The sequence below is a fragment of the Achromobacter dolens genome (assembly GCF_902859745.1).
GTDB classification, from domain to species: domain Bacteria; phylum Pseudomonadota; class Gammaproteobacteria; order Burkholderiales; family Burkholderiaceae_B; genus Achromobacter; species Achromobacter dolens.
Window position 1 is genome coordinate 86,000 of the sequence record NZ_CADIJW010000013.1, and the last position, 12,846, is coordinate 98,845.

Genomic DNA, 12,846 nt, shown 5'->3' on the forward strand with positions numbered 1-12,846 from the left:
CGTCCGGCGCTACATCATCTTGACCGCGCGGCCGATGAACTGGATCGGTCCGGTAGGCCTGCCGATGGGAGACCCGGTGGCGGGCTCCAGCGTCAGTTCGAACAACTGATTGGGCTCCAGCGGCGGCAAGGCATCCAGCGGGATGCGCACCGGTTCGCCGGGCTTGACCAGGCCCAGGGACACCGGAGCGGACCAGCCGTCGGCCTTGGTCCAGAATTCCAGGGCGCGGTCCGGCGGCACCTGTACCGCGGCAATCGGGACGAGCTGCACGTCGTGGCTTCCTGCCTGGGCCTGTATCACCCAACCGGGCGCCTGCGACTGCGGCGCCACCAGCACCACCATGTATTGCGTGGCCGCGGGCGTCGACACCGGACGCAGCGACAGGGCGACCGCCAGGGTCAGCGCCGCGGCCAGGCCGCAAGCGGCCGCGCCGCGCCAGAACGGCAGGCTATCCCAGAGCGTGGCGCGCGTTTGCCGGGGCTTGGGCGCGGGCGCGGCCTGGCCCGCGTCCAGCGTGGCCGCGATGCGCGGCCAGAGGCCGGGCGACGGGTCGATCGGGGTGGCCAGATCGGCCAGCGGCAGCAGTCGCGCTTCCCAGCGGTCGACGGCGGCGCGCAGCGCGGCGTCGTGCTCCAGGCGGGCCTCGACTTCGCGCCGGCGGGCGCCGGGCAAGATGCCCAGCACGTATTCGCCGGCCAGTTCGTCCAGGCCTTCCGGGGTCGTCGGCAGCGCGCTCATGCCAGACATTCCTTCAGCGCTTTGAGGCTGCGCTTGATCCAGGCTTTGACGGTGCCCAGGGGGGCGCCGATACGTTGCGCGATCTCGCTTTGCGACAGGCCCTCGACGTAAGCGTGCAGCAGGCAGTTGCGACGCACCGGCTCCAGTTGTTCGAGGCACGGGCCGATGCGGCCGGCGCTGTCACGCCATTCGAAAGCGTCGCGGGTGTCGTGCCAGGCCTGCATCGAGTCACGGATATCCAGGGCCGCGGCGGTGTCTTCGTCCATGCCGGTTTCGTGGCGGCTGTCGCGCACGGCGTTCAGGGCGAGGTTGCGGGCGATGCGGTAGAGCCAGCCGCGCGCCGAGCCCCGCGTGGCGTCGAAGCCGCCGGCCTGCTTCCAGATATTGACGAAGGCGTCGTGCACGATGTCTTCGGCGCGGGCGCGGTCGCGCAGGATGCGCTGGGCCACGCCCAGCAGGCGTGGCCCTTCTTGCCGATACAGCGCCTCGAGCGCCGCGCGGCGGCCCGCCGCGCACTCCTTGAGAGCCGCTTCGTAATCGAAATCCGGGGCGGGGCGTTGCGGCATGTGCGCGGGCCTGGCGACGGTGGGTGCGGACCCGGGCCGGGCCCGGGCGGGTGACAGCATATTACCGGAGTCCGCCCGCCCGCCAAGCCCCGCCGTGTCAGTCCGCCTTCCAGAAAATGTAGTCGGCCTGGTAGGCGACCTGGCTGCGCTGGCCCAGGGTCGCGGTCGTGCACGGCGTCTGTGGCGCCACGCCGCCCTTGAGCGCCGTGCGCTGGATATAGGCCACGCCCGTCAAGGCGCCCGCGCCCATGGCGGGATTGGCCTTGACCAATTGATAGGGCAGGTTGCCCGCCCCGGCCGGCGCCACGGCGACCTGGGTGCCGGTCAGCTTGGAGCCGTCCGCCGCTTCCCAGGTGGCGGGAGGCCCGTAGTACGTGCCGACCTGCTTGCCCTGGCGGTCGTTCAGGACGGCCTTGGGACCGGCGAAGACCCATTCAGCCTGGTCTTTCGCGTCGGCCTTGGCGCGGCACTCGTAGGTGATTTCACCCTTGCCCACGGTTTCCCAGGCCACTTTGTGGCCGCCGGGCACGCGGACGTCGGCGGGCAGCGCGTCTTGCGAGTACGCCATGGCCTGGAAGGCGCCAAGCGTGCCGCACGCGGCCAGCATGGCGGTGGCGAACAGGCCGGCGCCAGGGCGGCGGAGGGGGAAGCGAGTATTCATGAGCGGTCTCCTGCGGGTAGAGGGGATCTGTCTGCAACGACACACGGAATGCGCGCCGTTGCAGGTACTACACGCGAGAGACGGATTTGGATGCAGGGCGAACTGGCGCCGCAATGGCGGCGGCCGCGCGTCGGAGGATCAGGCAGTTGCCAGCGCCTCGTCCTTCCAGCGTCGCTTGTCGCGCAGGGGCGGGGTGCCGAACAGGCGGCTGTATTCGCGGCTGAACTGCGACGAGCTTTCGTAGCCCACGGCATGGGCCGCCAGCGCCACGCCTGCATCGTCGGTCAGCATCAGCCGCCGCGCCTCCTGCAACCGCAGGTGCTTCTGGTATTGCAGCGGGCTCATGGCCGTGGCCTGTTTGAAGTGATGGTGCAGCGACGATACGCTCATGTGGACGTCGCGGGCGATTTCCTCGACCCGCAGCGGCTGGGCGTAGTTGTCGCGCAGGATGCGGATGGCCTTGGCGACGCGGTTGAGCTGGCTGTCCTGCAGCACGGTCTGGCGCAGCACCACGCCCTGGCCGTTCATCAGCAGGCGGTACAGCAGCTCACGCTTGATCATGGGCGCCAGGATCGGGATATCGCGCGGCGTGTCCAGCAGCCGCAGCAGGCGCAGCATCACGTCCAGCAGCGTGCCGCCCAGCGGGTTGATGCACAGCGCGCGCGAAGATTCGGCCGGCACCAACGGCGGCAGGTTCTCGTCGCTGATCAGCTCGGTGATCTCCTCCGGGTTCAGGTCCAGCCGCAGGCCCAGGTAGGGCAGGGTCGGGCTGGCCACGGACACCTTGGCCACCACCGGCAGGTCGACCGACGAGATCAGGTAGTGGAAGGGATCGTACTCGTAGGTCTCCTCGCCGATCAGCAGCCGCTTGGAGCCTTGGGCGATGACCGCCAGCGCGGCCTTCTGCAGGCCGGGCTTGGGGCCGGTCGGCTGTGACAGGCGATGCAGGTACAGGCCCTCGACGGGGGTGTCGATGGATCCTTCCTGCGTGCCGGTCATGCGTTCCAGCAGGCACAGCAGTTCGTGCCGGGCGGGCTCGAAGACGGGGTTGGGGGTGTGGTCGGCGGGAGGCATGGACGGGCTCCGGGCAAGGCGGCCTTGCGCGCGCGTGGCGCGGGCCGCTGGAGAATCAGGCGATGTCCAGTGTAGACCCAGTCAGCACACGTTCGGGGGCATGCCGGAGGGGGTGCGGAGAAATAGGCAAAAAATGCGGAGGATCGGGCGCGTCTCCCACTGTCGGGTGCGATGGCCAGAGAATCGGGCAAAAAAAGGGCAGGATCGAGCATCCATCCCCCGGCGCTGGCGACGCATACTGTTTTCACCCCGGCCATGCCGGCGCCGTCCATCCCGGGACGGCCGCCGCGCCGCGCCCAGGAAGGAGTGCAATGATGCGGTACAAGAAATTCGGTAGCACCGGCCTGTTCGTCTCGGAACTGTGCCTGGGCACAATGACCTTCGGTGGCGAAGGCGAGCTGTGGAGCAAGATCGGCGCCTTGCAGCAGGAAGACGCCAACCGCCTGGTGGGACGCGCGCTTGAAGCGGGCGTCAACTTCATCGACACGGCGGACGTGTATTCGGAGGGCCGTTCCGAGGTCATCACTGGCCAGGCGCTGCGCGACCTCAAGGTGGCGCGCGACGACGTCGTCATCGCCACCAAGGTGTTCGGCCAGACCGGCGCCGGCGTCAACGCCCGGGGCAATTCGCGGGTCCACATCATGGAGGGCGTCAAGAAGAGCCTGGCGCGCCTGCAACTGGACCATATCGACCTCTACCAGATCCACGGCTTCGATCCGGCCACGCCGATCGAGGAAACCGTTCGCGCGCTCGACAACCTGGTGCAGCATGGCCACGTGCGCTACGTCGGCGTGTCCAATTGGGCGGCCTGGCAGATCATGAAGGCGCTGGGCATCGCCGAGCGGCTGGGCCTGGCCCGCTTCGAATCGCTGCAGGCCTACTACACCATCGCCGGGCGCGACCTGGAGCGCGAGCTCGTGCCCATGCTGCAAAGCGAGGGCGTAGGCCTGATGGTGTGGAGCCCGCTGGCGGGCGGCCTGCTCAGCGGCAAGTACAGCCGCGATGGCCAGGCCGCCGCGGGTGATCGTCGCGCCCAATTCGACTTTCCGCCGGTCAACCGCGAGCGCGCCTTCGACAGCATTGACGCCTTGCGCCAGGTGGCCGACGCGCGCGGCGTCTCCGTGGCGCAGGTGGCATTGGCCTGGCTGCTGCACCAGAAGGCGGTCACCAGCGTCATCATCGGCGCCAAGCGCGTCGATCAGCTTGACGACAACCTGGCGGCCACGGATATCCGCCTGACGGCCGAAGAGCTGGCGGCGTTGGACCAGGTCAGCGCCCTGCCGCCCGAGTACCCGGGCTGGATGTTCACGCGCCAGGGCGAGTTTCGCCGCAAGCAGTTGAGCGAGTCCGACGCCGCGTGAGCGGGCAGGGACTTGGACCGGGAATGGACGGCGGTGGCGGCAAACCCCGCCGGCCAGGGCGATGAGGCGGGTAGAATCCAGGAACCGGGCGCGGCCCGTTCGCCGGCCGCGCTGCCCTTTTTCCGGGAGTTCCCGCTATGAAGCGCTATGCGCGCGCCGCCGGCCTGGCGGTCGTCATGCTGGTTGCAGGCGTTGGCGCCGCCTCCGCGGCGGCCCGGCCCTCTTTCGATAGCGCCCGCGCCAAGAGCGGCGCCGAGAAAGCCATTTGCGGCGATCCAACGCTGGCCTTGGCGGCGGAGCCCTACAACGCCCGCTGGCTGTGCGATATGTCGGGCAAGGCCGAGGCGCGCGGCGCTACCCTGGTGGTCCAAGAAAAGGATGCGCCCGGCTGGACGCTGGTGCTGCGCCGCAACGGCGCGGGCCTGGTCGCCCAGGAGGCGCGGCCGCCGGGCGGCAAAAGCGGTGACTCTACGCCCAACTGTGGCTCGGGCGGCTCCATGGACGGCACCTGTTTCGCCGTACACTAGCGCGCCGCCATGACCATTCCCTTCCTGCGCCAGCTCACCGCGGTCAGCCGCACGCCGCAGGCCAACCGGCGGCTGGCGTATTTCCTGACTTTCATCGCGGGGGCCGTCAACGCGGGCGGTTTCCTGGCCGTGCAGCAGTACACCTCGCACATGTCGGGCATTGTCTCGATGATCGCCGACCACATGGTGCTGGGCGGCCTGGCCGTGGTGGTGCAGGGGCTGGCCGCGCTGCTGTCGTTCGTGGCGGGGGCGGCCACCTCGGCCTCGCTGATCAATTTCGGCCGGCGCACGCACCTGGCCAGCGAGTTCGCCCTGCCGCTGATGGTCGAGGCGGTATTGCTGCTGGCCTTCGGCCTGCTGGGGGCGAACCTCGAGAACCTGCGCTGGTTCTACGTGCCCGGCACCGTGATGCTGCTGTGCTACATCATGGGCCTGCAGAACGCGATGATCACCAAGGTGTCCAAGTCCGAGATCCGCACGACCCACGTGACCGGCATGGTCACCGACATCGGCATCGAACTGGGCAAGCTGTTCTACTGGAACCTGGCGCACGAGGACAGGGCCGGCGCGGCCCCGGTGCGGGCAGACCGCGGCAAGCTGATCGTGCTGAGCACGATGGTCACGCTGTTTTTCGCCGGCGGCGTGACGGGCGCCTATTCCTTTTTCCACTACGGCTTCGGTTCGACCGTGCCGCTGGCGCTGTTCCTGATGGTGCTGGCGGCGGTGCCGGTGGCCGACGACATCCGCCATTTCTTCGCGCGTCCTTAGTGCGCCCGCTTCGGCGCGCGGTTCAGGTCTTGGCGTGCGCCAGCACGACCTGCAACGCCGCCGCCGTCTGCCAGTGCAGTTTTTCCAGGCGGGAATCCGTGGCGGGATCGGTGATGGCACGGCCATTGGCGCCCACTGGATAGGGTTTGCCTAGCAGTTGCGCCATGTCGATCTGGTAGTGGCTGCTGTCGCCATACGGGCGCTTGCCGTCGATGAAGGGCATCGGCCAGAAGGCGTCGCCTTCGCGCAGCACGGCTTCCAACTCGCCCTTGCCGGCCTCGCGCCAGTTCGCCGCGCGCAGCAGGGTCAGGTGTTCGGGGCGAAGCTGGAAAACCCCCTGCGCATCCACCCCGCTGTCGGGAAAATCGAACGCCTCGCGCCGCGGCGCCGGCAGGGCGTAGCGGCCGGGCGCCAGGCGTGCGATGTCGCGCACGTAGGTCGGCACCAACCGGCATGTCTCGGCCAGTCGTCGCGTCGCCAGCGGCCTGTCTGACGTGCCCAGCAACGTCATCGCCGCCGCAACGGTGTCCCTGCCGCCCAGCGGATGTTCGAACTCGATGCCCGGCGCGCCGGACTCCACCGGAATCCAGATCACTCCCAGCCCGCCCATCAATTTGGCGTGGTCCTTGCCATAGCGAATGCCCGCCAGGTCCGTCTGGAAGACCTGGCGGATGATGGCGTTCCGGTCCGTCGGCGCCGTGGCGTTGGCGGCCGCCGCAAGGCACAGCGGCGCGCAGGCCAGGGCCGTCAGGCCCAGCGCCAACGCCCGCCGGGGCGGCGATGCGAGAGGCGCTTGCATGTCGGGCGGCAGAATCGGTTCGGACGGCATGCGGGGCATGGGGGGGGCTCCTCTGGTGGATTTCCTTGTCGGGGCAGAGCCGGGCGACAAGCATAGGAAAGAACGCCGCTATCGCGGTAACGATGCCAGTTCGGCCTGCGCTCGGGAGTAGCCGGGCTGCAGTCGCAGTGCCGCCTCGTAGCTGGCGCGGGCCTCGGCCTGGCGCCCGAGCCGACGCAGCAGCATGCCGTGGTTGGTCAGGATCTGGGCGCTGGGCGGCGTTGCCGCCGCCGCCCGTTCATAGGCCTTGAGGGCCTCCTGGGGGCGCTCCAGGCCGTCCAGCAGGGCGGCTTCCAGGTTCCAGCCGATGCTCCATTGCGGATAGCGCTGGGTCAGGGCGCGCGCCGTGGCCAGCGCATTGGGCAGGTCCCGCTGTTCGGCCTGGATGCCGGCCTTGTTCACATAGAACCAGGGATTGTCCGGATTCAGCGCGATCGCTTCGTCGAACAGCTTGGCGGCCGCCGCCGGCTGGCCGTTGACGGATTGCAGCTTGCCCAGGAAGTTCTTGACGTCGGCATTGCCGGGATCGCGTTGCGACAGGGCCTCGGCGATGCGCTGCGCCTGCGCCGGATCGTTGGCGCGCAGCGCGGCGGATATCTGCTGGTTCATCTCCCGCAGCGGCGCCGGCCATTGCTGGATGCGGGCGCGCAGGGCCGCGCTTTCAGTGGCCAACTCGGCCTTGTAGGCGTTGTCGAACTCCAGCGGCGCCTGCGCTTGCGCGCTTGCGGCGGGGCCCGTCAGCAGCAGAACGGCAAGCAGGCCGCGGGACAGGGTGCCGGAGAGCCCTGCGTGTTGGCGCTGACCGGGCGCGGCGCCGGCAGTGGGGGCGCGCAAGCCGAACATCACTCGAACAAGGCGGGATAGCGTTGCGGTCATGAGGGGGGGACGCAGGGGCTGGAGCCCCTACGATATCCCGAAACCGCGCCGGCGGCCCTTAGATGGAAAGAGCTCGCCGGCGCCGGGCCGTTCCAGGCCTCCAGGTGCACGGGCGGCACGCGCAGCGGCTGGAACTACTTGGGCATCAGCACGCTGTCGATCACGTGGATCACGCCATTGGACTGGTAGACGTCGTAGGTGCTGATGTTGGCGACGCCGCCTTTCTCGTCCTTGACGATGAGGTTGTGCTTGCCATTCATCATCACCCACAATTTGCCGCCGCTGGCGGTGGCCAGCTCGGTGACCCCGCCTTTCCTGGCCTTGGCCGCCAGCGCATCGAAGTCCAGCTTGCCCGGCACGACGTGGTACGTCAGGATCTTGGTCAGGGTGGCCTTGTTCTCGGGCTTGACCAGGGTGTCGACCGTGCCCGCCGGCAGCTTGGCGAAGGCGGCATTGGTGGGGGCGAACACCGTGAACGGACCCTTGCCCTGCAGCGTGTCCACCAGGCCGGCGGCCTTGACCGCGGCCACCAGGGTGGTGTGGTCGGCGGAGTTGACCGCGTTTGCGACGATGGTCTTGGCGGGCATCATCGGTTGGCCCCCGACCATCACGTCGGCCGCATAGGTGGGCGCCAGGGTCAAGGCGGAGCTGGCGATGGCAATCGAAGCTAGCAATTTCATGACGATCTCCTTTTTGGTTGGCCGTCGCTAGCAGATACGGGACGGGGCGGCGGTTGGATGCAGCCTGCGCGCTGGGATAAACCCTGAGAGGCAGTCGTCGACGCCTCGGGTATGCCGCGCCGCCCGGGGCCCATGGCGGCCGCATCACTACAATGGACCCAGCCGAGTCAGGCGGTGGCGTTGACGCAGCCCGACGCCGGTATGCATGCCTTTCGGGCGCTTGTTCGCAACGTTGGTCCGGCAGCGCACGAGTAGTATCGGAAGGCGTGATCAGCAGGCCGCGCACCGGCGCGCGGCTTCCCCGCGAATCACGCGATTCGCTATTTTCCGGAGGACAAGAACAAACATGGACGCGGAATTCTGGTTGGAACGCTGGCGCGACGGGCGCACGCATTTTCATCAAACACGAGTGACGCCGCTGCTGCAGAAATACTGGCCGACACTCTCGGTGCCCGCGGGCGGCAAGGTGCTGGTGCCGCTGTGCGGCAAATCCCTCGACATGGTCTGGCTGGCGGCGCAAGGCTTCCAGGTGCTGGGCGTGGAACTGTCGCAACTGGCGGTCGAGCAGTTCTTCGTCGAGAACGAGCTCAAGCCGGTGCTCCAGGAAAGCGTTTATGGCAGGCACTACGTGGCCGGCAACATCGAGATCATCTGCGGCGACATCTTCAAGCTGGACTCGCCGCTGCTGTCGCACTGCGTCGGCGCGTATGACCGCGCGGCCCTGGTCGCCCTGCCGGCGCAGATGCGCGGCGAGTACGTGCGCCACGTCTACGGGCAACTGTCGCCCCGCTATCGTGGTCTGCTGATCACGCTGGACTATCCGCAGGAAGAGATGGACGGACCGCCGTTCGCGGTGGTGGATGCCGAGATGCGGACGTTGTTCAGCGGCGTCTCGCCGGCGGTCATCATCGACCGGCGCGATATCCTGTCCAAGGAGCCCAAGTTCGCGGAGCGCGGCGTGAGCCGGCTCGACACGGTCGTCTACCGGCTGGGCGCGCAGGGCTGAGACGGGGGCGGGCCGCGCGTCGATCCCGCCGGGGCCGCTTCCGGGACACCGGTTCAGAAGAACCAGCCGCCGCGGGTCAGGTCCTTTTCGCAGCTCTTGTACTGGCTGGCGAATTTGTCGGCGCGCGCCTGCACCTTCTTTGACACCGTCTTGAGCCACGCCTTGCGGTCATAGCTGCGGTTGCGGTAGCCGGTCCAGCCCTCATGGTAGTTCAGGTACTGGCCGTAGGCGTCGGACTTGGAGATGCCGTTCAGGCGCTGGGTCTTGTTCATGTACCAGCCCATGAAATCCAGTGCGTCGGCGAAGTTGTCGCGGCTGGAGCCCCAGCCGCCGGCGTCCTTCTTGTAGTCGGCCCAGGTCTCGTCCTTGGCCTGCGCGTAGCCGTAGGCGGAGCTGACGCGGCCCCACGGGATGATGCCCAGGAAGTAATAGCGCGGCGGCACCGCGTCCTGCTTGAAGCTGGACTCCTGGTACATCATCGCCATCGGCACTGGCACCGGGGCGCCCCATTTTTTTTGCACCTTGAGCGCGGCATCGTGCCAGTCCGGCTTTTCGCGGAAGATGGCGCAGATGTTTTCCGGGTTCGAGGGCGGGGCGGTGGCGCAGCCGGCAAGCGCGGCCAGCAGCGGCAGCGGCAGCAAGAGCCGTGTCATGGGCGGTCTTCTCCTGGTGCCGGCGGGCGGCGGTTACGTTTTGCATGTCACGATTTGCGGTGATTGTATGAAAACGTATCGATGGAAAAGTTCCGCCCCCGATTTTTCCCCGGCGTCGCGCCGGTCACGCCCGGGCGCGCTGGCGGCTTGCCGCCATGGCGCCACAAATGAAAACGGCCCCGGATCGCTCCGGGGCCGTGTCGCAGGCGAGCCTACGTGGCGAGGTTTACACCTCGATCACGTCCGCCACGTCCTTGTAGTCGGCGATCTTGTCGAAGTTCAGGTACTGGTAGATCTGGTCGCCGCTCTTGTTGATGACGCCCATGTCGGCCATGTACTCGTCCTTGGTCGGGATGCGGCCCAGCTTCGAGCAGATCGCGGCCAGTTCGGCCGAACCCAGGTACACGTTGGTGTTCTTGCCCAGGCGGTTCGGGAAGTTGCGGGTGCTGGTGGACATCACCGTCGCGCCTTCGCGGACCTGGGCCTGGTTGCCCATGCACAGCGAGCAGCCCGGCATTTCGGTGCGGGCGCCGGCGGTGCCGAACACGCCGTAGTGGCCTTCCTCGGTCAGTTGCGTGGCATCCATCTTGGTGGGCGGGGCCACCCACAGCTTGACGGGGATGTCGCGCTTGCCCTCGAGCAGCTTGGACGCCGCGCGGAAGTGGCCGATGTTGGTCATGCAGCTACCGATGAACACTTCGTCGATCTTGGCGCCGGCGACTTCCGACAGCGTCTTGACGTCGTCCGGGTCGTTCGGGCAGGCCACGATGGGCTCGTGCACGTCGGCCAGGTCGATTTCAATGACGGCGGCGTACTCGGCGTCGGCGTCCGGCTCCAGCAGTTGAGGATTGGCCAGCCAGGCTTCCATTGCCTTGATGCGGCGGCCCAGCGTGCGCTCGTCTTCGTAGCCGTTGGCGATCATCCACTTGAGCATCACGATGTTGCTGTTGATGTACTCGATGATCGGTTCCTTGTTCAGGCGCACCGAGCAGCCGGCGGCCGAACGTTCGGCCGAGGCGTCCGACAGTTCGAAGGCTTGTTCGACCTTCAGGTCGGGCAGGCCTTCGATTTCGAGGATGCGGCCGGAGAAGATGTTCTTCTTGCCTTGCTTGGCGACCGTCAGCAGGCCCTGCTTGATGGCGTACAGCGGGATCGCGTTGACCAGGTCACGCAGGGTGACGCCGGGCTGCAGCTTGCCCTTGAAGCGGACCAGCACCGATTCCGGCATGTCCAGCGGCATCACGCCGGTGGCGGCGGCGAAGGCGACCAGGCCCGAGCCGGCCGGGAACGAGATGCCGATGGGGAAGCGGGTGTGCGAGTCGCCGCCGGTGCCGACGGTGTCGGGCAGCAGCATGCGGTTCAGCCACGAGTGGATCACGCCGTCGCCCGGACGCAGCGAGACGCCGCCGCGGGTGCTGATGAACTCGGGCAGCGTGTGGTGCGTCTTGACGTCCACGGGCTTGGGGTAGGCCGCGGTGTGGCAGAACGACTGCATCACCAGGTCGGCCGAGAAGCCCAGGCAGGCCAGGTCCTTGAGTTCGTCGCGGGTCATGGGGCCGGTGGTGTCCTGGCTGCCGACCGAGGTCATCTTCGGTTCGCAGTAGGTGCCCGGGCGGATGCCGCGGCCTTCCGGCAGGCCGCAGGCGCGGCCGACCATCTTCTGGGCCAGCGAGAAGCCCTTGCCGGTGTCGGCCGGGTCCTTGGGCAGGCGGAACAGCGTCGACGGCGCCAGGCCCAGCGCTTCGCGCGCCTTGGCGGTCAGGCCGCGGCCGATGATTAGCGGAATGCGGCCGCCGGCGCGCACTTCGTCGAACAGCACGTCGGACTTCACTTCGAATTCGGCGATGACTTCGCCATTCTTGATGGCCTTGCCTTCATAGGGGCGCAGTTCGACCACGTCGCCCATTTCCATCTTGGAAACGTCGAGTTCGATCGGCAGGGCGCCGGCGTCTTCCATGGTGTTGTAGAAGATCGGGGCAATCTTGTTGCCCAGGCACACGCCGCCGAAACGCTTGTTCGGGACGAAGGGGATGTCTTCGCCGGTGAACCACAGCACCGAGTTGGTGGCCGACTTGCGCGAGGAGCCGGTGCCGACGACGTCGCCGACGTAGGCGACCAGGTGACCCTTTTCCTTGAGCGACTCGATGAACTTCACGGGACCGCGCTTGCCGTCTTCTTCCGGTTGGAAGGCGGCGCCGTCGCGCTTGTTCTTGAGCATCGCCAGGGCGTGCATCGGGATGTCGGGGCGGGTGGTGGCGTCCGGGGCCGGCGACAGGTCGTCGGTGTTGGTTTCGCCGGGCACCTTGAAGACCGTGATGGTCAGGCTTTCGGGCAGTTCGGGGCGGCTGGTGAACCATTCGGCGTCGGCCCAGCTCTGCATCACGGCCTTGGCGTTGGCGTTGCCCTTGTCGGCCTTTTCCTTCACGTCGTGGAAGGCGTCGAACATCAGCAGGGTCTTTTTCAGGGCGTCGGCGGCGATCGTGCCGATTTCCTTGTCGTCGAGCAGTTGGACCAGCGGGCCAATGTTGTAGCCGCCCAGCATGGTGCCGAGCAGTTCGGTCGCCTTGGCGCGGCTGATCAGGGCACAAGCTTCGGTGCCCAGGGCCACGGCGGCCAGATACGAGGCCTTGACCTTGGCGGCATCGTCCACGCCGGCCGGAACACGGTGGGTCAGCAGATCGACCAGGTTCTGCTCTTCGCCCGCGGGCGGGTTCTTCAGCAGTTCGATCAGTTCAGCGGTTTGTTTTGCCGTCAGGGGCAGCGGGGGAATCCCCAGGGCCGCGCGTTCGGCAACGTGTTGGCGGTAAGTATCCAGCATGTGAGGCCTGCTCAAAGTCGGGTTGGAAGAAGGGTTGTCGCCGGAATTGTAGAGGGAAGAGGGGGGCGCAAGCAAATGTCTTATATCTTATATAAGACTTGGGTCGATAGCCGTTGCCTGCGGGCCACGCCGGGTGCGGGCGGCGAGGAGCGGGGCGGCCCATCACGGCAGAAAACGGGGGCGATTCAGGGATGGGCACGCCGAAGCGAGACTGCGGCGGCGGCAGCCGCGAGCGCGACTGCCAGCCCCAAGTCTGTGCTTGCGCTTGCGCTCGGGTGGC

Annotated in this window: 13 protein-coding genes; 4 read left to right on the forward strand and 9 right to left on the reverse strand. The window is 67.7% G+C overall.

Annotation, left to right across the window (positions count from 1 at the left end; all coding sequences use genetic code 11):
* Nucleotides 1-9: 9 nt before the first annotated feature.
* From HV783_RS12535 to HV783_RS12550, 4 genes are all read right to left on the reverse strand, one after another.
* Nucleotides 10-738, reverse strand: a complete 729-nt coding sequence (locus tag HV783_RS12535) for an anti-sigma factor (RefSeq protein ID WP_155755494.1) — start codon at nucleotides 736-738, stop codon at nucleotides 10-12.
* Nucleotides 735-1,304 (reverse strand): sigma-70 family RNA polymerase sigma factor, encoded by a 570-nt coding sequence (locus HV783_RS12540; RefSeq protein WP_054501143.1) that lies wholly within the window; start codon nucleotides 1,302-1,304, stop codon nucleotides 735-737. Before HV783_RS12540 ends, HV783_RS12535 begins: the two co-directional genes overlap by 4 nt.
* 97 nt (nucleotides 1,305-1,401) lie before the next feature.
* Nucleotides 1,402-1,965, reverse strand: coding sequence for a DUF3455 domain-containing protein (locus tag HV783_RS12545; protein ID WP_054501144.1), 564 nt, complete (start codon nucleotides 1,963-1,965; stop codon nucleotides 1,402-1,404).
* Nucleotides 1,966-2,103: 138 nt separating this feature from the next.
* On the reverse strand, nucleotides 2,104-3,039 hold the full coding sequence (locus HV783_RS12550) for an AraC family transcriptional regulator (RefSeq protein WP_064524084.1): 936 nt from the start codon (nucleotides 3,037-3,039) through the stop codon (nucleotides 2,104-2,106).
* 314 nt (nucleotides 3,040-3,353) lie between these two features.
* Here HV783_RS12550 and HV783_RS12555 point away from each other — a divergent pair, with 314 nt between their 5' ends.
* From HV783_RS12555 to HV783_RS12565, 3 genes are all read left to right on the forward strand, one after another.
* Nucleotides 3,354-4,400, forward strand: a complete 1,047-nt coding sequence (locus HV783_RS12555; protein WP_054501243.1) for an aldo/keto reductase — start codon at nucleotides 3,354-3,356, stop codon at nucleotides 4,398-4,400.
* A 137-nt stretch (nucleotides 4,401-4,537) separates the two neighbouring features.
* Nucleotides 4,538-4,927, forward strand: coding sequence for a lysozyme inhibitor LprI family protein (locus HV783_RS12560; RefSeq protein ID WP_175189252.1), 390 nt, complete (start codon nucleotides 4,538-4,540; stop codon nucleotides 4,925-4,927).
* 9 nt (nucleotides 4,928-4,936) lie between these two features.
* Nucleotides 4,937-5,695, forward strand: coding sequence for a YoaK family protein (locus HV783_RS12565; RefSeq protein WP_054501147.1), 759 nt, complete (start codon nucleotides 4,937-4,939; stop codon nucleotides 5,693-5,695).
* Between the two features lie 22 nt (nucleotides 5,696-5,717).
* Here HV783_RS12565 and HV783_RS12570 read toward each other — a convergent pair whose 3' ends face one another.
* The 3 genes from HV783_RS12570 to HV783_RS12580 all read right to left on the reverse strand — a co-directional run bounded on the left by HV783_RS12570 (nucleotide 5,718) and on the right by HV783_RS12580 (nucleotide 8,089).
* A complete protein-coding gene (locus HV783_RS12570; RefSeq protein ID WP_175189253.1) occupies nucleotides 5,718-6,533 on the reverse strand; it encodes a hypothetical protein in 816 nt (271 codons plus the stop codon).
* Between the two features lie 69 nt (nucleotides 6,534-6,602).
* Entirely contained in the window at nucleotides 6,603-7,367 is a 765-nt protein-coding gene (locus tag HV783_RS12575) for a tetratricopeptide repeat protein (protein WP_240806428.1), read from the reverse strand.
* A 176-nt stretch (nucleotides 7,368-7,543) separates the two neighbouring features.
* Entirely contained in the window at nucleotides 7,544-8,089 is a 546-nt protein-coding gene (locus tag HV783_RS12580; protein ID WP_054501148.1) for a fasciclin domain-containing protein, read from the reverse strand.
* Nucleotides 8,090-8,435: 346 nt separating this feature from the next.
* Here HV783_RS12580 and HV783_RS12585 point away from each other — a divergent pair, with 346 nt between their 5' ends.
* Nucleotides 8,436-9,095 (forward strand): thiopurine S-methyltransferase, encoded by a 660-nt coding sequence (locus tag HV783_RS12585; protein ID WP_175167556.1) that lies wholly within the window; start codon nucleotides 8,436-8,438, stop codon nucleotides 9,093-9,095.
* 53 nt (nucleotides 9,096-9,148) lie between these two features.
* Here the strand turns inward: HV783_RS12585 and HV783_RS12590 are convergent, their stop codons facing one another.
* Entirely contained in the window at nucleotides 9,149-9,748 is a 600-nt protein-coding gene (locus HV783_RS12590) for a transglycosylase SLT domain-containing protein (protein WP_054501150.1), read from the reverse strand.
* A 226-nt stretch (nucleotides 9,749-9,974) separates the two neighbouring features.
* The gene (gene acnB, locus HV783_RS12595; protein WP_026383801.1) at nucleotides 9,975-12,566 is read right to left on the reverse strand and encodes a bifunctional aconitate hydratase 2/2-methylisocitrate dehydratase; all 2,592 of its coding nucleotides are present in this window, start codon (nucleotides 12,564-12,566) and stop codon (nucleotides 9,975-9,977) included.
* Nucleotides 12,567-12,846 lie beyond the last annotated feature (280 nt).